This is a genomic window from Treponema sp. UBA753, assembly GCF_002297325.1.
Taxonomy (GTDB): domain Bacteria; phylum Spirochaetota; class Spirochaetia; order Treponematales; family Treponemataceae; genus Treponema_D.
Map to the genome: position 1 here is coordinate 35,616 of NZ_DBKJ01000065.1, position 22,218 is coordinate 57,833.

At 37.3% G+C, this 22,218-nt stretch carries 21 protein-coding genes; 5 read left to right on the top strand and 16 right to left on the bottom strand.

All coding sequences use genetic code 11. The annotated features are described in order from the left end of the window. Nucleotides 1–122 precede the first annotated feature (122 nt). A complete protein-coding gene (locus B4C08_RS05680) occupies nt 123–1,403 on the bottom strand; it encodes an HD-GYP domain-containing protein (protein ID WP_296663860.1) in 1,281 nt (426 codons plus the stop codon). A 191-nt stretch (nt 1,404–1,594) separates the two neighbouring features. On the opposite strand from B4C08_RS05680, the gene B4C08_RS05685 reads away from it, so the two are divergent. From B4C08_RS05685 to B4C08_RS05700, 4 genes are all read left to right on the top strand, one after another. Then, the gene (locus tag B4C08_RS05685; RefSeq protein WP_295795636.1) at nt 1,595–2,665 is read left to right on the top strand and encodes a phospho-N-acetylmuramoyl-pentapeptide-transferase; all 1,071 of its coding nucleotides are present in this window, start codon (nt 1,595–1,597) and stop codon (nt 2,663–2,665) included. Between the two features lie 81 nt (nt 2,666–2,746). Continuing rightward, nucleotides 2,747–3,154 (top strand): hypothetical protein, encoded by a 408-nt coding sequence (locus tag B4C08_RS05690; protein ID WP_296663862.1) that lies wholly within the window; start codon nt 2,747–2,749, stop codon nt 3,152–3,154. Nucleotides 3,155–3,399: 245 nt separating this feature from the next. Then, the gene (locus B4C08_RS05695) at nt 3,400–4,335 is read left to right on the top strand and encodes an NYN domain-containing protein (protein WP_296663864.1); all 936 of its coding nucleotides are present in this window, start codon (nt 3,400–3,402) and stop codon (nt 4,333–4,335) included. Between the two features lie 25 nt (nt 4,336–4,360). After that, the gene (locus B4C08_RS05700; protein ID WP_296663865.1) at nt 4,361–5,215 is read left to right on the top strand and encodes a CAP domain-containing protein; all 855 of its coding nucleotides are present in this window, start codon (nt 4,361–4,363) and stop codon (nt 5,213–5,215) included. Nucleotides 5,216–5,257: 42 nt separating this feature from the next. Here the strand turns inward: B4C08_RS05700 and B4C08_RS05705 are convergent, their stop codons facing one another. The 13 genes from B4C08_RS05705 to cas2 form a co-directional block, all read right to left on the bottom strand. Further along, on the bottom strand, nt 5,258–5,902 hold the full coding sequence (locus B4C08_RS05705) for a YczE/YyaS/YitT family protein (protein WP_296663867.1): 645 nt from the start codon (nt 5,900–5,902) through the stop codon (nt 5,258–5,260). 10 nt (nt 5,903–5,912) lie between these two features. Next, nucleotides 5,913–7,190: a valine--pyruvate transaminase gene (locus B4C08_RS05710; RefSeq protein WP_296663869.1), complete on the bottom strand. Its 1,278-nt coding sequence runs from the start codon at nt 7,188–7,190 to the stop codon at nt 5,913–5,915. A gap of 18 nt (nt 7,191–7,208) precedes the next feature. Further along, nucleotides 7,209–9,776, bottom strand: a complete 2,568-nt coding sequence (locus B4C08_RS05715) for an ATP-dependent Clp protease ATP-binding subunit (RefSeq protein WP_296663870.1) — start codon at nt 9,774–9,776, stop codon at nt 7,209–7,211. Nucleotides 9,777–9,785: 9 nt separating this feature from the next. After that, entirely contained in the window at nt 9,786–10,895 is a 1,110-nt protein-coding gene (locus B4C08_RS05720) for a hypothetical protein (RefSeq protein ID WP_296663872.1), read from the bottom strand. Nucleotides 10,896–10,897: 2 nt separating this feature from the next. After that, nucleotides 10,898–11,434: a UvrB/UvrC motif-containing protein gene (locus tag B4C08_RS05725; RefSeq protein WP_296663874.1), complete on the bottom strand. Its 537-nt coding sequence runs from the start codon at nt 11,432–11,434 to the stop codon at nt 10,898–10,900. 38 nt (nt 11,435–11,472) lie between these two features. Continuing rightward, on the bottom strand, nt 11,473–12,816 hold the full coding sequence (locus B4C08_RS05730) for an ABC transporter permease (protein WP_296663875.1): 1,344 nt from the start codon (nt 12,814–12,816) through the stop codon (nt 11,473–11,475). Then, complete coding sequence (locus B4C08_RS05735) at nt 12,813–13,505, bottom strand: ABC transporter ATP-binding protein (protein WP_296663876.1); 693 nt, start codon at nt 13,503–13,505, stop codon at nt 12,813–12,815. The genes B4C08_RS05730 and B4C08_RS05735 overlap by 4 nt, the downstream gene beginning before the upstream one ends. Next, nucleotides 13,498–14,778 (bottom strand): ABC transporter permease, encoded by a 1,281-nt coding sequence (locus tag B4C08_RS05740; RefSeq protein WP_296663878.1) that lies wholly within the window; start codon nt 14,776–14,778, stop codon nt 13,498–13,500. Before B4C08_RS05740 ends, B4C08_RS05735 begins: the two co-directional genes overlap by 8 nt. Nucleotides 14,779–14,800: 22 nt before the next feature. Then, a complete protein-coding gene (locus tag B4C08_RS05745) occupies nt 14,801–15,667 on the bottom strand; it encodes a hypothetical protein (protein WP_296663880.1) in 867 nt (288 codons plus the stop codon). Further along, nucleotides 15,667–16,542: a signal recognition particle-docking protein FtsY gene (gene ftsY / locus B4C08_RS05750; RefSeq protein WP_296663882.1), complete on the bottom strand. Its 876-nt coding sequence runs from the start codon at nt 16,540–16,542 to the stop codon at nt 15,667–15,669. Before ftsY ends, B4C08_RS05745 begins: the two co-directional genes overlap by 1 nt. A gap of 20 nt (nt 16,543–16,562) precedes the next feature. Then, nucleotides 16,563–18,161 (bottom strand): PEGA domain-containing protein, encoded by a 1,599-nt coding sequence (locus B4C08_RS05755; RefSeq protein ID WP_296663884.1) that lies wholly within the window; start codon nt 18,159–18,161, stop codon nt 16,563–16,565. A gap of 62 nt (nt 18,162–18,223) precedes the next feature. Then, nucleotides 18,224–19,358 (bottom strand): peptide chain release factor 2 gene (gene prfB, locus B4C08_RS05760; RefSeq protein ID WP_296663885.1). Its coding sequence is split into 2 segments (ribosomal slippage): nt 18,224–19,288 and nt 19,290–19,358, totalling 1,134 coding nucleotides; the frame shifts between segments, so codons are not numbered across the junction. A gap of 17 nt (nt 19,359–19,375) precedes the next feature. Then, a complete protein-coding gene (gene cas2 / locus B4C08_RS05765) occupies nt 19,376–19,666 on the bottom strand; it encodes a CRISPR-associated endonuclease Cas2 (protein ID WP_295797163.1) in 291 nt (96 codons plus the stop codon). Nucleotides 19,667–19,763: 97 nt separating this feature from the next. Here cas2 and B4C08_RS05770 point away from each other — a divergent pair, with 97 nt between their 5' ends. Beyond that, nucleotides 19,764–20,756 carry a hypothetical protein gene (locus B4C08_RS05770; RefSeq protein ID WP_296663888.1) on the top strand — a complete coding sequence of 331 codons (993 nt, stop codon included), beginning with the start codon at nt 19,764–19,766 and terminating at the stop codon, nt 20,754–20,756. Nucleotides 20,757–21,023: 267 nt separating this feature from the next. Here B4C08_RS05770 and B4C08_RS05775 read toward each other — a convergent pair whose 3' ends face one another. Together B4C08_RS05775 and B4C08_RS05780 are read right to left on the bottom strand one after the other, a co-directional pair. Beyond that, nucleotides 21,024–21,482 (bottom strand): GNAT family N-acetyltransferase, encoded by a 459-nt coding sequence (locus B4C08_RS05775; protein ID WP_296663889.1) that lies wholly within the window; start codon nt 21,480–21,482, stop codon nt 21,024–21,026. Between the two features lie 65 nt (nt 21,483–21,547). Continuing rightward, the gene (locus B4C08_RS05780) at nt 21,548–21,982 is read right to left on the bottom strand and encodes a cupin domain-containing protein (RefSeq protein WP_296663891.1); all 435 of its coding nucleotides are present in this window, start codon (nt 21,980–21,982) and stop codon (nt 21,548–21,550) included. Between the last annotated feature and the right edge of the window lie 236 nt (nt 21,983–22,218).

A 22,218-nucleotide genomic window follows, 5' to 3' on the forward strand; every position in this document is an offset into this window, starting at 1 on the left:
ATAAATTCTCGCCGAGAATTTTAGAAATATCGCAGATACAAATCTGATATTAAAATGCAAAAATAGATTATCGGGTTACTGCACAATAATGACAGTAAAAACAAAACTGCTTTGAAACTGTTTTACTTGTTCTTTTCACGACCTTCAACAAGCTGAAGCCTCCAGTCGTACTCTTTCTGCTCGTCTTCAATTTCTTGCTTGCGAAATGACTTTGACACTTCTTCAATAACCGAAGCAATATTTATAACGGCATCCACAATGCAAGGCTCAAAATGGCTTCCGCTTGATTCCTTAAAAATTTCAATTGTGCGCTCAATAGAAAACGGCTGTTTATAAGGTCTCCAGCTTAAAAGAGCGTCAAGAACATCAGCGGCAGCCATTATGCGAGCGCAAAGTGGAATTTCATTTCCTGAAAGTCCGTTCGGATAACCGCTTCCGTCGTATTTTTCATGGTGGCAGTAAGCCATCTGTTCCGCAATCATATTGAACCAGCCTCTGTTTATCATAGGCAAAAGCTGCACAAGTCTCTTTCCTTCAGCAGGATGAGCTTTCATCATTTGAAATTCTTCATAAGTGTATTTTCCAGGCTTGTTAAGAATGCTGTCCGGAATATGAACTTTGCCAATGTCGTGCAAGTTTGCCGCAGCGGAATAAACGGAAATTGCCTGCTCCGTAAGAATTTCCTTGTAATGTCCTTCCTTTACAAGTTCCCTTGAAATAAGCTCGACGTATTTAACAGTATGGCGAACGTGGTGGCCTGTAAAAAGCTCGTGGCTTTCAAGCATTCTTGGAATAAATTCCATAATCTTCATTTGAGTATCTTTCAGCTGAAAAGCCTTTGTAAGCGCGCGGCTAAGAGTGGAATGGCTTCTTTTAGAAAGAGCAACCGCTATAATGTAGGAAAAAACAAATTCAATTGTAAAACCTGCGCTCTGCGAAAAAAAGTAAAAGCTTTCAGTTGTGTTAAAGCTGACACACATAATTTTTGCGCGGAAATAAATTGAAACAATCATAAAAACATAGCAGACAAGCGCAATGCATCTTGTAAGCACGGCATTGTAATAAAGACAGCTAAGAAAAACTACAAGCGCATAAGAAATATTTATTCCGATATGTCCGTTTGTTCCCATGTATACCAGAATCGCCGCCATAACGCAAAGCCCGAAAACCATGGGAATTCTGTGCCAGCGGAAAACATAGACAAAAATGCTCTGAATAATAGAAAATAAAGCTATGACGATTCCAAGTGTAACTGAATATGAATAGGGAATTTCAAAAATGCCAATCTTGCTGATAACAATAAAAAGCGGCGCAAGAATATTTCCAAGCAGCAAAATGCCGGTTGTAAGCCTGTTGACATTTTCAATATTTTCAGCAAAAAACTCTTCATCTTCAACCGGCACAGAAAACTCCCTTCACTCTCCCAGCAAGAAAAAAATCCGACTTATTAAAAATACTTTGTAAATTATAAAAATATTCCTAGCAAAAATCAACATATCAAATCGGCACGGCTCAGACAAAACAAAAGAATACACATTGAACGCTGATTGCTTTTATGATATTATTATAAAATTACAATAAAAGGGGTCTTACTTTGATTTACTATCTTGGCGGCTTGCTAAAAAACTTTTGGGGACCGGCTAGGCTTTTTCAGTCATATACAGTTCTTATTGCGCTTGCGCTTTACACAGGATTTTTTCTTTCCAAAGTATTAATTCCAAAATTCTACAAGTATCTTCCAAGCGACAGAGGAAGAGAATTCACACTGACAAAAGAAGCCGCAAAAGGAAAGCCTACAGGTTCCGGAGCCGTTTTCATAACAATCTTTGTAATACTTTGCTTTATAATTGTTCCGCTAGATTATCTTCAATCTGGAATTCTTGCGCTTACTTGGCTTATGATGCTTACAGGATTTTTGGACGACAGAAGCTTAAAAGGCTGGGGAGAATACAGAAAGGCTCTTTTGGATTTTGTGATTGCGGTTGCAGCGGCATTTCTTTTAATGCATTACCTTTCTCAGACTTCTCCAGACGGAAGGCTTAGATTCTGGTTTCCATTCTTTTCAACTACGATTCACATTCCGTGCTGGCTTTATGTTGCCATAACCGTAATAATGCTTTGGATGTCTGTAAACACAACAAACTGCACAGACGGAGTAGACGGATTAAGTTCAACTTTAGTTCTGATTGCTCTTTTGACTATGGGCGCGCTTTTTTATATTGTGCTTGGACACGTTGATATTTCAACATATCTTCTTGTTCCGCATTTAAAAGACGGAGCTTCCTGGGCAATAATAACATTCTGTCTTGCCGGAGTTCTTATGGGCTACTTGTGGCACAATGCGTTTCCAAGTTCAGTCCTTATGGGAGACGCAGGCTCACGCGCGCTGGGATTTTTTATTGGCGTTTGCGTAATGGTAAGCGGAAACCCATTCTTATTCCTTGCAACTTCTTCAATTATTTTTGTAAACGGCGGCGTGGGACTTTTAAAAGTCGCGCTTAAAAGATTCTTCCATATTTCAATTTTTGAAACAGTAAGATTTCCTTTGCACGACCACATGAGAAAAAACAAAGGCTGGTCTCCAACGCAAGTGCTTGTCAAGTTTATGATAATTCAGCTTTTAATCACTGTCGCAATGCTCGGAATATTCTTTAAAATCAGATAAGGAGAATTTTTAGTTCTTACAAAATCAAAGCAGCGCATTTTTAAAATCACATACAACACACAAACTAAAGCGAGGAAAATTATGGGAAAGAAGAACGTTGGAATTATCCAGCATCTTTATTTGGTAGGAATGTTAATTTGTGCCATTGGATTTTTGTGTCCGCAGTTCAAAGCTCTTGGACAGACAGCAAACGGATTCAGTCTTATTTCAAAAGATTCTTCTATAATAAGCACGGGAATTCTTTTGATTTTTATCGGTGCTGTGGCAGGTGCAGTTCTTTATTTTGTCAAAGTAAAAAATGCAAAGTTCTTTAAGCTGATTGCACTCGCAGCAAGCATTCTGGGAGGAATAATTCTTGTAGTGCAGATGAACAACAGCGCGCTTGCACGTCTTGTTGGAAAAGAATTTCTAAAGCACGCAGCATTTGGATTTTACATGATAATTGCCGGCTGGATTATTGCAATCACAGGATTTATAAAAACAAAATAGCCTGTCATAAACATCTTCGGGGTAATGCCCGAAGATGTTTTCAGCTGATTATTTTTTTGAAACGCTTGCAAAGTCCGCGGAACTTTTTTATATTTTTTATATAAACATTGCATGCAAAATATACAAATCAGGGAAGGAAAATATTAAGTGTATAATGTATAAGGTGCTAGCTTTCAAAACTTATCTAACTTTTGAAAGCTAGTCTAAGCAATATACACGGAATAAAAATATACGGAGGATATATCATGGAAGACATCGCAAGAGCCTGTTTCGTTATAGACGGAAATTATACAAGAAAAGGCTTTTCACACTTGGCGCAAGATGGAATTGACGGAAATTACTACTCAATAAATTTTGCAGCTCTCACAGAATACACTTCTTCACTTATTGAAGCGGAAACTGGAAAAAGATGCGTTTTCTCGGACAAAAAAGTGTTCATGGGAACGAATGCGGAATTTGACCGTGAAAACCAGAAATTCTACAGGGCATTGGACGAAGCTGGATTTCAGCGCAACACATTCAACTTACGCTCGCAGGAAAACTCAAACGGAAGGCTTCCCACATTAAAAGAAGATGCTGTAGACACAACAATTGTATTCAACACAGCAAAAGAATTCTACACAAAAAGCCGCGATGAACGGTTTGACACGCTTGTTCTTTATGCAGGAGACGGAGATCTTTCAGTTCTTGTTTCAGGCCTGAAAGCGGAAGGCGTGCGAGTTTTCGTTATCTATTACGATTTTAAAACGCCAATTTCAATTACAAGAGCTTCGCAGAATTTGCTTGAAACCGCAGACAAAGCAATCAGCATTTCAAGTCTTCTTGATGAACGTGTTTCCCAGCAGATAAAATCAATCTTTACAAAAATAGATGCGCCAGAACAAGGATTTCAAGTTCACTACAAGCCTGGAGTTAGGAGCACATTTGAAATGGCAACACAACCTTTTGTCTTGCCTGAAAAACTTATTATAGATGGAATTTCCAACTGCCGAAAAGACGATGACGGATGGGTACTTGTTGCTCAGCTTGGAAAATCAATTGAATACAAAATGGGCACAAAGCTTCCGTTTGGAACAAAACTCCGAGCGGAACTTGCAAGATACCCAAAAACTTTTGAAACAAAAGAAGTGCCGGCATTCAGCGTAAGAGTAAAACCAACGGCATTGCAACATAAAAGCTGATTAAAAATCACAATTGAGGCTAGTTATGAAGAAACAATTTCTTTTTGTTTTATTTACAATTTTTATTTCCGCATTTTTATTTTGCCAGTCTTCTGCTCCCAAAAAAACAAAGCCAGCGAATTCTGTTTCCACCAGCAGAAAAAACAGCAACGCTTCGGGCAAAAAAAGAAATCAGCAAAAAGCACAAACCAATGCCAAGAACAAGCAAAATTCTAGCAAAACTGCAAACTCCAAATCAAAAAGCAAAAATTCTTTATGGAACATTAAATCGCTTGACACTGCAAGAAACGTTGATTACTTGGACGATTTTGAAAAAAACGTAATTCTGGAAATGAACAAGGCAAGAACAAATCCAAAGCAATACGCTGATTTATATATTGTTCCAAGGCTAGAGAATTTCGATGGATATAACTATGTTGAAAAAAAAATGTCGGCGGCAGGTCCATACAACAGAACAACCCGCACAACAGAAGGTCCTGCGGCTGTAAAAGAATGCATAAACTATATGTACAATCAAAGTCCACGCGCTCCGCTTCTTCCATCTAAAGCACTCACGTGCGCTGCAAGAGACCATGCGGAAACCCAAGTAGTAACTGACCAGCTTGGACACAAAGGAGTTGACGGCTCGACGCCATTTGAAAGAATAGGAAAATATGGCATATTCATGGCGACAGCTGAGAACATATTTTATTGCGTAGACACCGCAAGAAATACAGTTGTAAAATTTTTAATTGACGACGGAGTAGATTCACGCGGACACAGAAAAAATATTATGAACAGAAAGTACAATTTAGCCGGCGTAGGATATGCTGAATGCAAAGAAAATAGAAGAGATGAATGTGTAATCGACTTTGCACAAAGTTATACAGAGAATGAATAAGAGAAGTTGCAGGTTGACTTGGAAAATTTTCCCTCTTAAATTTTAAAAGCCAAAAACTCTTTCTTTGACTTTTGAAAACTTTTTTGTGATAAATCCAAGAATAAAGCCGACTAGAATCGCCGCAATCACAGTTCCAATGCCAACACTGCCAAAGTTGTGCAAAGCAAAAAGACAAGTTGCCACAGAAACAAGCACCATCAGGCAGTCGAATGCAATTTTCACTTTTGCAAATTCAATTTTTGTGACTCTTGAAATTACGCCCATGCAGCCCTCTCCTGCTAGCGGAACAATATTCGCCGGAACATAAAAGAAAATTCCAATTGCAACAAAAACACAACTTAGCAAAGACAATGCAAGGCGCAAAATAAAAAATTCTGGAGTTGGAAAAAAATCAGCAAGAAAATTGCAAAGCGTTGTAAATTTTCCGAAAACAATGCCAACAGGAATTTGCAGAAGGACGAGAAGAGAAAAGTTTTTCCGCAAAATCAAAAGTTGAATAAGAACCAAGGCACAATGAAAAATTATCGTTGCGTTTCCCATTTCAATTCCAAAAACGCGCGTCATTGTATACGGAATCGAGCTGACAGGAGAAACTCCAAGATTTGATTTTACAGAAAGAGCGATACCGATTGTCATAACAAAAAGTCCGGCAAAATACACTGAAAGGCGGAGTATTAATTTTTTCATTTGCCTGCCTTTATGAATTTGCTTTGTAGGTTTCTGCAATAATTCTGATTCCGTCTTCAAGCTCATCATCGGGGCGTGCATAATTTATTCTTATGCACTTTGAATAATGCGGATGGTCTTTAAATGCGCCTACATTTCCGAAGAAAAAATATTCGCCAGGAACAACTACAACGCCCTGCTCCTTAAGTTTTTTGTAAAGTTCCTTTGTTGTGATTTTTAGTTTTCGCATTAAAATCCACAAGAAAATCGAACCTTCACCTTTATGCACTGCATAATCAGTTCCTGCAAAATATTTATGCACAAGGCTTTGGGCAAATTTATTTTTCTTTTCGTAATACGGACGCACAAAATTTGAAGCGGCTTCAATCAGTTTTCCGCTTTCAATAAGATTAGAAGCAATCGCCTGGCCAAGACTTCCTGAAGCAAGCGCAATTATCGAATTCAAATTTGAAAGAGCAGTAACAATTTCTTTTCTGGCAATTATAATTCCAGTGCGTAAACTTGGAAGACCTATTTTGGAAAGGCTCATGCTAAGAATTACATTTTCATTCCAGAAAGGTTTTGCATCATTGAAAATTATATGCGGCCACGGAAGACCATAAGCGTTGTCAATAATCAGTGGAATAGAATGATCCTTTGCAAGCGCAGACATCCGCATAACTTCCTCATCGGTAAGAACATTGCCTGTAGGATTTGTGGGACGGCTTACGCAAAGGGCTGCAATGCTATTGTCCTTGTTAAGACGCTCCTCAAGTTTTTCAAAGTCAACAAAATATTTAAAAGTGTTGTCACTGTATTCTTCAAAGCGTGAAGGAATACTTTCAAAAGTTTCGCTTTCAATTCCCTGATCCGCATAACCTACATATTCAGGCACAAGTGGAAATAAAATTTTCTTTTTAGTTTTTTTTCCATCTGACGAAGTGAATGTTCCAGAAAGAAGATTAAAAAGATAAAAGCACGCGCTTTGGCTTCCGTTGCACACAGCAATATTTTCTGGCTTTACATTCCATCCGAAATTTTTTGAAAAAAAAGTTGCGACAGAATTTATAAATGTATTTTTTCCCTGCGGTCCATCGTATTTTCCAATCAAATCTTCAAACGCACGGCCATCTTTCATTATGCGTTCCATTTCGGCGCGGTACATTTTTTCAAGTTCTGGAATCTGCGCAGGATTTCCTCCTCCAAGCGCACAAAGTTTTTTTCCTTCAGGAAGAGGCGCACCCAAGTCTTCCATCAATTGTAAAATTCCAGACTCTCCTGTAAGTTTTTTTCCAAAATCTGAAAACATTTTTTATCCTCGTTTTTTTTATGAAAGTTGATTTGCTTCCTGCGCCGAAAGTTCTTGCATTTTCTTTGCAGCTGCTGCTCTCTTTTTTTTCTTGCTGAGTTTTAATGAAATAGTTCCGTCAACGCAATCCACGGAAACTGTTTCGCCTTCCGCATTTTCATTTTGCAAAAGAAGATTTGCAAGAGGATCTTCAATTTCTTTTTGAAGCAAACGGCGCATAGGGCGTGCTCCCATTGAAGGTTCATATCCGTGCTCAACAAGATATTCCCTAGCTTTTGGCTTAAGCGTAAGTGAAATTAATTTTTCAGCAAGACGGTCTTCAAGTTCTTTAATTTGAATTTCGAGTATGGACGCAATTTGTTTTTTTGAAAGCGCATCGAAAACTATCACATCGTCAATTCGGTTAAGAAGTTCAGGCGACATTATTTTTTTGAGTTCTTCCATTGCGCTGGATTTTATTTCGCTGTACGGAACAATTCCTTCTTTTGCAGCAGAAAACCCCATTTTGCTTTCCGCAGTAATTTCTCTTGCGCCCGCATTGCTGGTCATAATGATAACTGTATTTTTGAAGCTTACGGTATGACCAAGGTTATCCTTTAATTCACCCTCTTCAAGAAGCTGAAGTAAAAGATTATAAATGTCGTGGTGAGCCTTTTCAATTTCATCAAGGAGCACAACTGAATATGGACGCTGGCGAACTTGTTCCGTAAGCAGACCTCCTTCTTCATAGCCAATGTATCCAGGAGGCGCACCAACAAGACGAGATGCATTTTGTTTTTCCATGTAGTCGCTCATATCTACACGAATCAAGGCTTCTTCCGTTCCAAAAAGAAATTTCGCAAGCGACTTTGCAAACTGAGTTTTTCCAACGCCAGTAGGACCAAGAAAAATAAAAGAACCTACAGGACGTTTATGTGAAGAAATACCGGCTTTGCTTCTTCGGACTGCGCTACAAATTGAAGCAACAGCCTCATCCTGACCTATAACTTCTTCATGCAAAATTTTTTCCATATTTAAAAGACGTCCGGACTTTCCTTCATCCAACTTTGAAACATCAATTCCAGAAATTTCACTTATAATCTTGCAGACATCATCCGCACAAACACGGCGTTTTTTTGCAGCGTCAGAAGATTTCCATTTGCGGTTTAAATCATCTATTCTTGAACGCAGTAAATTTATGTGATCCCTGATATATGCGGCTTTTTCATATTCCTGCGAAGCAACAAGCTCTCTCTTCTGCTCATTATATCTTGCGTATTCTGATTCAAGCTTATCCAATTCTTCAGGGCGGACATCCTCCTGCAATTTTTTTGCTGCTCCAGCTTCGTCAAGAATATCAATTGCTTTGTCCGGCAAGAAACGTTCAGAAATATATCGTTTGCTGTATTTTACAATAAGTGGAATCACATCATCTTCATAAACAACATGGTGAAATTCTTCATAATATTTTTTTAGTCCAAAAAGAATTTTTTGAGTTTCATCTTCAGAAGGCTCTTCAACTTTTACAGTCTGAAATCTTCTTACAAGCGCAGAATCTTTTTCAAAATATTTTCGATATTCCTTTGTCGTAGTCGCTCCAATCATCTGAAGCTCACCGCGGCTTAGAGCAGGCTTTATCATGTTGCTTGCATCCATTGAGCCTTCCGGTCCGCCAGCACCAATTATAGTATGAAGCTCGTCAACAAAAAGAATAATATTTTTTGATTCCTTGATTTCTTTCATTACACGTTTGAGCCGCTCTTCAAATTCGCCGCGATACTTTGTGCCGGCAATCATTGCAGCCAAGTCAAGCTGAAGAAGCCTTTTTCCAAGAAGGTCAGCAGGAACTTTACCGTTCGCAATGCGCTGCGCAAGGGATTCTGCAATTGCAGTTTTTCCAACGCCCGGTTCTCCAACAAGGACAGGATTATTTTTTGTGCGACGACTTAAAATCTGAATTGTGCGTAAAACTTCTTTTTCACGTCCAACAACAGGATCTAAATTTCCGTCCTTTGCATCTTGGGTTAAGTCCCTTGAAAACTGCGCAAGAATTCCTGACAGTTTTTGTTTTCTTTGCGCGCTTCCATCCGCCATAAAAGGAACAGGTGTTTCTTGTGAAAAATTTCCGCCTGAAAAATCTTTTGAATCTTTTACAGCAGAAGAAGGTATTTTACGCTGAATATCGGCAATCGCTTTTTTGACCTGATCAATGGAAATTCCTGCGCGCTTTAAATATGCCCACAAAAGGGAACGTTCCTCTGTAGCTGCGGCAAACAAAAGATGTTCTGTTCCAACATAGTTGCACTGCATTGTCTTTGCATCGAATGCAGCCTGATTCAAAAACCTTTCTGTACGATCAGAATTTGGAATTGTCTTTAGTTCCGTATCTGGAAAACGAGAAGGCAAACTTTGTTCAATCGCAAGTTGAAGAGTAAGAACATTTATTCTAAGCTGCTGAAGCACAACATATCCAAGACCTTCCGCAGATTTTAAAAGCGCAAGTATAATATGCTCCGGCTCAATCTGCCGACTTCCTAAAAAATAAGCTTCATCTTGAGCAAGTGCGACCAAAATGCGCTGTGCTCTAGGAGAAAAATTTTCGTACATATAGGAACCTCACTTTTCAATATTTTCAAAAGCTTCCTGTAAAATCAAAGCTCTAAGCCGTTCAATTTTACGCGGACGGTTGTCCTGAATATCTTTTTCAAATTTAAATTTTCCATTGTCAAGAACATATTCAAGATGTCCTTCCTGAACTCTGTAAAGCAAAGCATGTAATTCCGACTCTTCAATTCCAGAAAAAACTTCCATGTCTTTACCGAACTTTACTCCGCTTACAATGTCGATAGCTTCTCTAAGTGAAACAAAAAAACTGCTCTTTGCCAAAGCCAGCGATCGGAGCGCATAGTTTGAAATTTCCGTTATGTGCTGAGCCTTGCAAATTTTCCGTGCCGCTCTTTCTTCCTTTAAAATATTTTGAACAGCGCATTGAACCGAAGCAATCTGATCGAGCTCACTTCCGCCCGCCGAACTTTTGGGAACAACAATGTAATAGCTGCCCAAAGAAGTTCCTTTTGTTCCAAAACCGCTCAAGGCATTTCCACCGCCAGAACCATAGCAAGCAAGCAAATTAAATCCATCAGCTGAAATATTTTTTACAATTGAATTTATTGAGCCAAGCAATGAGCAAGCAGGCAAATAAAGTTTTACAACAACAGAAAGTCCGCTTCCTGAATTTAAAACTGAATAAGTCAAATATCCAAACTCGTAGCTTGCGGCAAACTGAATTCTTTTTTGAAGTTCATTGTCAATTTCATAAACTGAATTCGATGCAACTTCAATTCCAAGTCCTGGAACAAATGAAGAAATTTTCAAATGATCATCAGTGTTTACAGTGCAAGAAATTTTTCCATCATTGCGAAGAACAAGTCCAGTTTTTTTTCCTTTTGAATCAAAAAGAATTCCACGCTCATGCATTATCTTGTTTCCAATGCCATCAAGCTTGCAAACAGAAACCGCCTGAAAATCTTTCGCATTCTTCAAAAAATTAAACGCATCAAAAACAATAGACTGAATGCGCTCGCTTTCAGAATCATTCAATTTATCTGGAAAAGGAAAATTTGCAAGATTTCTTGAAAGAGTCGCTCTGGTTGCAACAACAATATCTTGCTCAGGTCCTGCGCAGGCATACCATGCTCCAGAAACATCTTCTTTTGCTTTTTTCATCATCAGCCGATTTCTCCACTAGAATTTTCCGCCGAGCCTGAAACTGCATTCTTTTCAAGAGCCTTTAAATAATCTCTGTACATCGCAGCTTTTTCATAATCTTCTTTTTGAATTGCAATATTCAGTTTGTTCTGAAGAATAACTCTGTCATTTAAAACAGAACGAACAGAAGAAAGACGAGCTGGCATTGAACCTTTAAATATTTCTTTTACTCCGTTAGTTTCAAGAAAATGCCTTACATCATTTTTAAAAATCGCATAGCATTCCGGACAGCCAGTTTTTCCATTCCTAGTTATTTCTTTTAATGAAGTTCCGCAGACAGGACAAAGTTTATTTTCATGCTCTGAAATTTTTTTTGAAACGTTGGCAAGTTCTCTGAAAAGATTTCCGATTGAAGATTCTATGCTTTTTGGATCTGTAGAAATTCCACGCTCCATTGCACATTCGAGGCATATATTTATTTTTCGACGTGAACCGTCAGTTGAGGTTTGTTCCATAAAAATTACAGCTTCACGTTCATGGCAAAAATCACAAATCATACCTTTCCTCATTTTTCAAATAGTGAGTGTACCATAAATTACATTTTACGCAAAGTATCAATAGGTTTCTCTTTTCCGGCTTTAACCGAAGGAATCAAGGAAACTAAAGCGGAAAGAAAAAGCGTGCATAAAACAACCGCAACAATTTCTTTTACAGGAATTTCTATCGGAATATTCTGAAGATAATACGCCGGGTCAAGCAAATGAAACTTTGCAATTTCATGGGAATCACCAAAAGAAAATGCAAGCGAAAGTTTTTCAAAAAAATTCACACAGGATTCAATTGCGCCGATTATTTCGTTTATATTCACGGAAATTAAAAGTCCAACAGGAACACCAATCAAAATTCCTACAAGACCAATTGAAGCTCCAGTTAAAACAAACGAAAGAGCAATTCCGTTTGGAGACGCGCCAACGCATTTTAGAAGCGCAATTTCTTTTTTGCGTTCCATTACAATTATCAAAACAGAAGAACTTACACTTATGCTTGCGACAATCACAATCATAACCATAATTACAACAAGCAAGGCTTTTGTTGAGGCAAAGTTTTCAAGTTCAGTTGCATTGACTTCTTTCCATGTTTCGACTCTGGAATCAGAAAAACCTTCATCCTTAAATGTAAAAGTTTGGATTTTTTCTGCAATGGAAGAAAGTTCATCGGAAAAAGAATTTTCAGTTTCGATTCCTACAACAAATTCGCAAGATGATTTTGCAAGAGAATTAAAAGCCGCTTCAATTGGAATAAAAACCCATAGCGCATCAAGTTCCTGATAGCCGCTTGAAATAATTCCGCCGACTTTAAACTGCGCAACTTTTGGAACAAATCTTTTTCCAGCTGTATTCATGCTTATGATTTTTATATTATCTCCAACATGAACCCCAAGCTGCTCTGAAATTTTTTCCCCGATAACAGCAGTTCTAAAATCAGGCAAATCAGTGCTTCCTTCAACAACTTTAAAAAGCGAAGAAAAACTTTTATCAGTCAAAAAGGTATCTTGCAAGACTCCTCTTACAAATGCACCAGATCTATAACTTTTTCCAGCAGCAAGAGCCATTCCTCTAACTTCCGGAAAAACTTTTTCTACGCCTTTTATGTCTGTAAACTTTTCAGCCGCCAAAGTAAAATCTTTGCAGGAATTCAAATACATAGAATTTTTATAAACTGAAACTGAAATATCACGTGAAAAAAGTTTTATCATCCGGCTTGTCATTCCCTGAACCATTCCGTTTGTAACAACAAGAAGAACAACCATCGGAACCAAGCTTATTCCAATGCAAGCAATGGCACCAGTAAGACTGCGTTTTCCAATTCCCGAATCAGAACCTTGAGACTTTGAAAAAAATATTTTTTTTGCATACATCAAGCATGAACTAAAAGTCATATTTCAAGCTCCTGAAGTTGTCCGTTTTCTATGGAAAATTTTCTCTGACCTTTTGAAGCAAGATTCATATCATGTGTAACAAGAATCAATGTTTTTCCATATTTTTCTGAAAGTGAAAAAAGAATATTTCCAACAGCCTCGGCATTTGCAGGATCAAGATTTCCTGTAGGCTCATCAGCCAAAATCAGTTCGGGATTATTCACAAGACTTCTTGCAACAGAAACTCTTTGCCGTTCTCCACCAGAAAGTTCAGAAGGCAAATGCGACATTCTTTCTTTTAAACCAACGGCACACAAAAGTTCTTCGGCTTTTTCCATCGCATCTTTTTTAGAAACGCCAGCCATAAATGCCGGAAGAAAAACATTTTCCAATGCAGTAAAATCTTTTAAAAGATAATGAAACTGAAATATCATTCCAAGAAATTCACGTCTGAATTTTACGAGCTGCTTTTCTGACATTGAGTTTACAATCATTCCGCCAACACAAACAGTTCCTCCAGTAGCTTTGTCCAAGCCGCCAATTATATTCAGCAAAGTCGACTTTCCGCTTCCGCTTTTTCCGACAATCACACAAGTTTGGCCTTGCTTTAATTCCATGTTCAGTTTTTTCAAAATTGCAAGTTCCTCGCTTGAAGTCTTATAAGTTTTTTCCAAATCTTTTATTGATAAAATAATATTCTGATTACTCATCGCGCAAAACCTCCGTTACAGTCATTCGCAAAACATTCCGGCTAGCAAGCCAAGTTGCCGCAACCGCTGAAAAAATTCCAAACAGAAAAATAAAAATAACTTCATGCAAAAAAATTCTTGTAGGAATTCTTGCATAAATTGCAAACATTGGATTTTCTGACACAAAGTTTTCAGCTCCAGAATTAAAAATCATTGTAAAAAAATATTCGATTCCAAACTGAATCTTAGCAAGCAAATTAAAAACTGTCTTCATATTCAGCGAAATAAAAACACCAAGAAAAAGCCCTGTTACAGCTCCCAAAGTTCCTGTGAATATTCCTTGAACAACAAAAATACTCTGTACATTTTTTTCAGAAGCCCCAAGCGCAGAAAGAACTGCAATTTCATTTTTTCGCTCCAAAACAAGTTTCTTCATTGAATTAAAAATATTTATCGCAGCAACAACAAAAATCAAAAGCACAATAACAAACAGCGTATTTTTTTCCATGCGAAGAACGCCAAAGTAGCTTCGGTTGTATTCGCGCCACCCCACTGCTTTGGACTGCGGAAAAGAATTTTTGAATTCTTTTATAAACGAAGAATCTTTTGAAGCCGAAGTTAATTTTATTCCATATTTTTCTTCTGCGGAATTCCCGAGAATCTTTTTTCCAGAATCAAAATTTATAAATGAAAACGAGGAATTTATTTCCGCATAGCCGCAATGAAAAATTCCTTTTACAACAAATTGCCGGTTTGTAGAAAGCAAGCTTGTATCACTTGATCCACTAAGCGCCGCAATATTTACTCTGCTCCCAATTCTAAGATTCAAGTTGTACGCCAAAGTGCTGCCCACAACAATTGAATCTGCACTAGACAAATTAAATTTTCCTGCAACAATTTTCAGTTTGTCTTTAAATCCAAAATCAGATTCCATAATATTTTCTGGAACTGCCCGGACAATTGAAGCACATTGCTTTTCTGAATTTCCAACCATAAGTCCTTGCGCTTCATAAAAAGGAATTGCACAAACAACTTTTTTATTTTCACTGCACCAATTTTCAAACAAATCGCCCTGAACTTTAGATACCTGAACATGGTATGACGAAATTTCCATTATGGAGTCTATAAATCCCATTTGGAAACCATTCATAACACTCATTATAACAATTAATGCCATTACACCAAGCGCAATTCCCAGTGCCGCCAAATACGAAGCAGCCGCAGTGCGACCTTTTCTATTTATTCTGCTTATGCGACGGGCAACAAAGCATACCCACTTAAAATCTGATTTCAATTTAATCCTCATTAAATTTTTTTCAATTTATTTTTTCACCATTCACAAATTTTGTTTCCATAAATTTTCCGTCCGGAAAATATACAGTCTCAACAAAATCATCATCATTTGAATATTTTATAGAAAATCTTAAATTTCCATTTTCATAAAATTCAAAATCCGCATTTTCACTTTTGCCTGTATAATTATAAACATTTTTTTTTCTGTAAATTTCCTTGCCTTCTTTTTTTTCATCATAGAAAATTTCTTCATCAAATAAAAGTCGATTCTGGTTGTCATAAGAAAAGAAATTTTTTTTCATTAAAGTTTTTATTTCTGGCAAAGGCATTTCTTCTGTTGACTCTGAATTTTGAATATAACAATATTCCACAACATAAATCGGAAGAAAATCTTTGTTGTATTGAATCTCATAGTTTTTTTTATTTTTAAAATCTTCTTTATTTGAAAAAATATATTCACCTGAATATTCCCAGTTTTCCTTTGAAACAATTTTTGAATCTGCAACAGTGTTTTTATTTTCCCAGACAATTTTTTCAACAGGCTTATAATCCGAATTATATTTTACCCGAGAAAACTGATCTTCGTTTGCAGACGTGCAGGAAAAATTTTCAAGTTCCTTTGAAACACTTAAAAGTTCATTGTCAAATTTAAAAAACACAAGTCTTCCAAGAGAATTTCTTATGTAAAATTCAGAATGATTTTTTTTTGACTTCTCATAAAATCCAAAATCGATTTCGTCTGAATTTAAAAATTTCCCTAGCTCAGTTTGTAATTCTTCTGTTTTTTCAAGAGAAATATTTCCCTTCATTGCATAAGAAATCAAAAACTGATTTTCATTTATAACAGGAAACAAAAGATATAAAAAAAACAAAGCTTCAAAAAAAGACATCACTCTGTTCCAACAAATTCATCCACATATTTTTTAGGATCAAAAGATTCTATATTTTCATATTTTTCTCCAGTGCAAACAAACAGCACCGGAATATTTAAATCTTTTCCAATTGAAACAAGCGCGCCGCCTTTTGCAGTCGAATCATATTTTGTAAGAACAACAGCATCAATTCCAACTGCATCATTAAAAACTTCCGCCTGCCTTACAGCGTTTTGTCCTGTTGTCGCATCAATTACAAGAATTTTTTTGTAGCATCCTTCATCAGCTTTAGAGGCGCAAATCCTGTCAATTTTTTTCAGTTCATTCACAAGATTTTCTTTATTATGAAGACGCCCAGCAGTATCGGCAATTACAAGTCCGCCATTGTTCGCCTTGCAAGCATCCGCCGCATCAAAAACAACTGCGCTTGGATCACTTCCCATTTGATGCTTTACAACACGAATTTTAAGTTTTTCACCATGCATAGAAAGCTGATCAACTGCCGCTGCGCGAAAAGTGTCAGCCGCAGCCATAATTACATTGACGTTTTTTTCAGAATACATTTTTGTCATTTTTGCAACGGTTGTAGTTTTTCCAACACCATTCACGCCAAGAACCATAAAAATATTTACTTTTTCATTTGAAGGTTCAATTGAAACTGGATTTAAAAATTTAATCAGAATATTTTTTAGTTCGGCAGTAATTTCTTCAGGAGAAAATTTCTTTTCTTTCTTACAAAAGGACGCAAGGCTGTCAACAATTTCAACTGCATTTTTTGCACCCAAATCACCTTCAATCAAAGCGTCAGTCAAATCCTCAAAAAAGTCTTCGGAAAAATTTTTCTTTCCGCCAAAAAGATTTTTTAATTTTTCTGAAAATGAAATCTTCGCCATATTTTTAACTCCTAAAAATTTTACTCTTCTTGAATTTCAGTCCAAGCCGAATCCGAAATTTCAGATGAAGGAATTTCTTTTGCATTTGAAGGAAGTAAAGAATTTGCAGCGATAAGATAACGTGCAAGTTCAAAACCAAAAAATCCAAGACACGCAAAAGTTATTCCGCTGGAAATAGTTCCGTAGCGTCTCCATTTTAAAACTTCGTCATAATCTTTTAAAGAACCTTGATTGTAAGCATTTGTAACTGAATTATTTTTTCCAACTGAATACAAAGTGAACGGAACAGAAAGAACCAAAGCCGTATAAGCTCTGTAGGCTGCAATTCTCCGCTTGTCAATATACTCTGAATGATTTACAGCTTTTCCTTTTACAGAAAGACGAGCTTGATTTTTTTGCAAAATTTCCGGCACATAAAAAAAGAACAAAGCATTTTCATCTTGCGTAGATTTAAATTGTCCAATGACAGGAGTTCCATCAAAAGAAATTTTCGCAAAAGAATTCTCATCTGAAATTTCAGAAAGCAAATCGCTTCCAGAATATAAAAATCCTTTTTCCAAATTTTTTTTCAATTCAATTGAGCTAGAAACTTCTGACTTAAGTTTCATATTTCCCTGAAGTTTAAAAATTTTAGAGCCTTCAAAATTATAATTTATAGAACGTGGAATGTATCCAGATGCCTCAATTGTTATAGAATGATTTCCAGATGGAACAAAAATTTTTTCTGGCGCATTTTTGTAAACATTTCCATCAACAGAAACAATTGCATCTTTAAAAGCTTCAGGCGGCTGAATTTCAAAACGAATTTCAACAGGGAAACTGTTTACAATAATTGGAACAAAATAATTCGCCGCATTTTCTGCAACGGAAATATAGTTCTTTAACGAACCAATTTCTGTAACCTGCCCAAGAATTTTTTTTCCTGGAAAATTATAAAGCGCACATGAAATTGAAAAGTATTCGCCATAAACAATAATACTTCCGCTTATAAGTCCGTTTATTTTTGCAGCTACGACTTCATTTTCAAACTTACGGCTTTCAATTCCGGAATCAAGAGCTTCCTTTGAAGGAGAAAAAAGTTCATAAGCGTTTTCTTTATAAAAAGAAACATTTTCATTTTGTGTCTCCGGAAGAAGCGGAGATTTTTTTTTCACAAAAAGATTTTTTAACGGATTAAACGGAAGCGGACTAAAACTGGATTCTATTTTTTCTTCTTGAGAAGAATTTGTATTTTTAAATTCATCATAAAGCTGATGAGTTTTTTCCAAGTTCTCGTCAATTTGATTTTTTATTTCATCAATTTTTTCTTCTTGGACTAAAATTTTTTTTTGAATTCTTCTCTTGCTTTCAGACGAAAGAAAAATTGCATCTCGCGTTTTTATTTCCTTTGAAAGCTGAAGAAACAACGACTGGCGTTCAACAAGCAAATTATTCAAGGACCTGTCCAGCATTTCCTGCGGCGTTGTATTGCGCGAAAGCCCTTCAGAAATTTTTTCCATTATAAGCTGCGGAATTATAGAAGACAAATCTTGCTCTGCGGAATTCAAAGATTTCCCGCTGACAAAATCAAATTTTTGTGCAGCAAGAATCCAAGACTCACAAAAAATATTCTCTGTCAAAAATAACAAAAGAGAAAAAATAAAAAAAAATCTTTTATATTTCCGAAAGAGAAAATTCATCTCTACAAATCATCTCCATCGTCATCTGATGAAGAAGGAAGATCTTTCCATTTTGCTGAAAGGAATTCATCCAAGAATCCGTCGATGTCGCCATCCATTACACCCTGAATATTTCCCACTGAATATTTTGTGCGATGATCTTTTACCATTGTGTAAGGCTGAAAAACATAAGAGCGAATTTGGCTTCCAAAAGAAATGTCTTTTTTTTCACCCGCGAATTTCGAATTTTCCTTTTCGCGTTCTTCCTTATAATATTCGTAAAGCCTTGACTTTAAAATGCTCATTGCAGATGCGCGGTTCATAAGCTGGCTGCGTTCACTGTCGCAAGCAACAACGATTCCGGTTGGGATATGAGTAAAGCGGACTGCGGATTCAGTTTTGTTTACGTGCTGACCGCCTTTTCCGCCAGAACGATAAGTGTCCACGCGCAAGTCTTTCGGATCAATATTAACTTCTATGCTGTCATCAAGAACTGGAAAAACATAAACAGAAGCAAACGAAGTGTGCCGCCTTGCATTTGCATCAAACGGACTTATGCGAACCAATCGGTGAACTCCAGCTTCGCCCTTTGTATATCCATAAACATAAGGTCCTGAAATTTTCATGTTGATTGACTTAAGTCCGCCTTCCGCTTCTTCCTGAGAAAGAACTTCAACTTTATATCCATGACGTTCCGCCCATCTTTGGTACATACGGCTAAGCATAAATGTCCAGTCGCAAGCTTCAGTTCCGCCAGCACCAGCATGAACAGAAAGAAAGCAGTCGTTCTTGTCAACTTCATCGCTAAGAAGATTTAAAATGCTCTGATGCTCATAATCAGCTTTTGCTTTTTCGTACTGCTCTTTTAATTCTGCCTCAATGCTCTTGTCATTTTCTTCAAGCCCAAGTTCATACAAAGCTTCAAGGTCGTCAACCCGCTGAACCAAATCTTGCCACGGCTCAATTCTTCCTTTTAAAAGCTTTATGTCATTCATTATTTTTGTAGCCTTGGCATTGTCGTCCCAAAATCCGGGGGTAGTTGTAAGAGCCTCTTTTTCAGCTATTTTTTTATTGATGTCATCAACGTCAAAGACGCCCCCAAACAGCTGAAACATCTGCCTTCAGCTGTGCAATAGGCTCCTGAAAATCCTCAATCATAATTATCCTCAATTTTTTTAATTTTTAGGCCGCGCAGTTCCGTTAAAGCAGCATTTGCGCCATTTTTTCTGTTTCATTTCTGTAATAACAAAAAGTCCGTTCAAAGGAAACTGATAAATTCTGATTTTATCATAGTAATCAGTAACTCTGTCCAAATCTTTTTTCAAGGCGGAAAGCTCAGTTTCATTCAGTTTTAAACTTTCCCAGCAAGAACGCTGAATTTTCTGAAATCCATATCTGGAAAGAATATCCACCATCATCTTGCCGCTATCAAGTCCGCCTGGCTCTATAATTACAGAAATAAACATATATATAATAGAATAAATCAAACGCCAGACATTGTCAAACCGCGTCAAATGCAAGATACACTTGAAAATCAGCGGAATTTAGTCCAAAATACAAAATATGGAAATTTCAAATTCATTTAGAAAATTTTTTTCATCGGCACTTTTAGTTTTTTCATTCTCAATTTTATTTGCGCAAAACAAACGCCCAGTTGTTACAGGAATCAACGCAATTCAGGCTGAAAACGGAAAAATTTCAATAAGCTGGATTCTGCCAAAAAATGACACAGACTCAATTTCTTCTTTTATAATCTACAGAAACAAAAAGCCTTTTACAAGTTACGATCAAATTGAATTCAGCCAGCCTTTGGCAACTGTAGAAAAAATTACAGATTCCTACACGGACTCGCCAAGAGATACAAGTGAATATTTTTACGCCGTAATCACAATGATTTCAGAAAACGAAAAAAAACAAGGCAATAGCGAAATCTATTATGATGAGCAGCTAGACGGAAAAAAATCACTTAAAACTGAAACTCCAGTCCGGCTTGTGCTTCCTGGAGTAAATGCAACAACTGAAGGAATCAAAGCTTCCGCCGCAATTTATCTTGGCCAGCCTTCAATCAAAAAAACTCCACAGGCAAAAAAAGAATACGAAGACAAAATGCGCGAACTTCCTTTGCCGCTTGTAGACGTCCTTGGGGAAACTTCAAAGCCTGAGGAAACTAAAATCAGCGAAAGTTCACGCAAAAAAATTCAGCCGCTTTTAAAATCAAAAAAAGAACAGACAAAAGTTTTGCAGGTTTATATTTTTGATGAAGACTTGATAAGTCCAGCCGGTGGAGATGAATATCTTTTGTTTGAAATTCTTCGCACTTCATTTATAAAGAAAAAATATTCAGATTCAATTGACGCTCTGAAAAAATTCCTTGCGCAAAATAGAAACAAGCAAGTTACAGACAGAGCAAATTTTTATCTTGGCGAATCTTATTATTACACTGGAAATTTTCCGGCCGCGCTCACATATTTTCTTTCACTTGAAGAAACATATCCAGAACTAAGTCGAAAATGGACGGAAAGCACACTAGATAATTTTTCCGCTGAAATTGAATAAAAATTACCGGACGGCTTCTGTCCTCTTTTGTCATAGATTCCGTTCATAAAAAAAAGATTGGTTTCGGCTCGCAAAATTATTCCGTTTGAAGAAATCACGCCAGTTCAAGGAACGTTATTTTAACGCAGGCGAAAATCATCTACACTCAGCAAAAAAAAGATTCCCACATCAAGTACGGGAATAACAGAGGAACAGAACAATCTTTTCTCCGCCATGACTTGCACTGCAAGGCAAACGAATGAAGCCGCTCTGATTTTTCAGTTTTCCTTATTTCACAATGTATTCCATCTCAACGTCCGCTTTTTCAGAATGCCAGACATCTTTTCTGTACGGAATTTCAACGAATCCGAACTTTTTGTAAAGATGAATTGCAGGCTTCAAGCCGGAAATCGTAATCAGGCAAAGTTTTTTCGCGCCGTGAGAAAGTGCATAATCCATGCAGGCTTTTAAAACAGCAGAGCCGGCTCCAGTTCCTGTGTATTGACCGGCCGCCGCCAGCTTGCAGACTTCCCAGACGTCGTCTCCGAGCGGCTCAATCATGCACGTCGCAAGAACTTTTCCGTCCTCAACAGCAAAATAGACCATCGAGCCTTTTTCGATAAGCTCCTCAACATGATCCATCGCATACTGGTCGTAGGATTCAATGTAATAAAGTTTTTCAAGCCATTCCGTGTTCAGCCGCACAAAATCGCTTTTATATTTTGGGTCGTATTCAACAATCTGCATTTTCTGCTCCGTAAAAATAGAATTTGTTAATTTATGACTTACAAAGCGCAGATTGTCAACAGGAATTATCCCCCCCCAAGTTTATTATATTCTTCGTCGCTTACAGGCTCCAGCCATGCGTTGGATGTTTCCTCGCCTGCCGGCTCAAACGTTATGTGGCTGAACCAGCTGTCTTTTTTTGCGCCGTGCCAGTGCTTCACGTTCGCAGGAATCACGATGACGCTTCCTTCTTCCATTGAAACCGCCTCTTTTCCCCATTCCTGATACCAGCCGCTTCCAGCCGTGCAGATTAGAACCTGACCGCCGCCCTTTGCCACGTGGTGAACGTGCCAGTTGTTTCGGCAGCCCGGCTCAAACGTAACGTTGAAAATCGGAATCTCGCCCTTTTTCGCATCCGTAAGCGACTTTAAGAACGACTGACCGATAAAATACTTAGCAAAAGCCTCGTTCGATTCTCCGACTCCAAATTTGTCGATTTTAGAAAATTCTTCTTTTGTCATAGATTCTCCATCCCACTCCACAAAAAAATTAGTTACACTTTGTAACTAATAAAGAATATAATAAACCTTATTTCAACTGTCAAGACAATGCAAAGATTCCGTCAATAAGGATAAAATCATAGAGAAAGCTTTATTTTTATGTTATACTATTATATGTCTGAAAGGAGGTAAGATAAAAACAGCTGAAAATGGCATCTGTTTTTATCTTTAAAAGTTTGCGTTGCAAACTTTCTTAT

Excerpts from the sequence above, each read along its gene's own strand:
- B4C08_RS05690 (WP_296663862.1), top strand. The coding sequence starts at position 2,747 with ATGGGAAAGAAGAACGTTGGAATTATCCAGCATCTTTATTTGGTAGGA.
- B4C08_RS05695 (WP_296663864.1), top strand. The coding sequence starts at position 3,400 with ATGGAAGACATCGCAAGAGCCTGTTTCGTTATAGACGGAAATTATACA.
- B4C08_RS05700 (WP_296663865.1), top strand. The coding sequence starts at position 4,361 with ATGAAGAAACAATTTCTTTTTGTTTTATTTACAATTTTTATTTCCGCA.
- B4C08_RS05705 (WP_296663867.1), bottom strand. The coding sequence starts at position 5,902 with ATGAAAAAATTAATACTCCGCCTTTCAGTGTATTTTGCCGGACTTTTT.
- B4C08_RS05710 (WP_296663869.1), bottom strand. The coding sequence starts at position 7,190 with ATGTTTTCAGATTTTGGAAAAAAACTTACAGGAGAGTCTGGAATTTTA.
- B4C08_RS05715 (WP_296663870.1), bottom strand. The coding sequence starts at position 9,776 with ATGTACGAAAATTTTTCTCCTAGAGCACAGCGCATTTTGGTCGCACTT.
- B4C08_RS05720 (WP_296663872.1), bottom strand. The coding sequence starts at position 10,895 with ATGAAAAAAGCAAAAGAAGATGTTTCTGGAGCATGGTATGCCTGCGCA.
- B4C08_RS05725 (WP_296663874.1), bottom strand. The coding sequence starts at position 11,434 with ATGATTTGTGATTTTTGCCATGAACGTGAAGCTGTAATTTTTATGGAA.
- B4C08_RS05730 (WP_296663875.1), bottom strand. The coding sequence starts at position 12,816 with ATGACTTTTAGTTCATGCTTGATGTATGCAAAAAAAATATTTTTTTCA.
- B4C08_RS05735 (WP_296663876.1), bottom strand. The coding sequence starts at position 13,505 with ATGAGTAATCAGAATATTATTTTATCAATAAAAGATTTGGAAAAAACT.
- B4C08_RS05745 (WP_296663880.1), bottom strand. The coding sequence starts at position 15,667 with ATGTCTTTTTTTGAAGCTTTGTTTTTTTTATATCTTTTGTTTCCTGTT.
- ftsY (WP_296663882.1), bottom strand. The coding sequence starts at position 16,542 with ATGGCGAAGATTTCATTTTCAGAAAAATTAAAAAATCTTTTTGGCGGA.
- cas2 (WP_295797163.1), bottom strand. The coding sequence starts at position 19,666 with ATGTTTATTTCTGTAATTATAGAGCCAGGCGGACTTGATAGCGGCAAG.
- B4C08_RS05770 (WP_296663888.1), top strand. The coding sequence starts at position 19,764 with ATGGAAATTTCAAATTCATTTAGAAAATTTTTTTCATCGGCACTTTTA.
- B4C08_RS05775 (WP_296663889.1), bottom strand. The coding sequence starts at position 21,482 with ATGCAGATTGTTGAATACGACCCAAAATATAAAAGCGATTTTGTGCGG.
- B4C08_RS05780 (WP_296663891.1), bottom strand. The coding sequence starts at position 21,982 with ATGACAAAAGAAGAATTTTCTAAAATCGACAAATTTGGAGTCGGAGAA.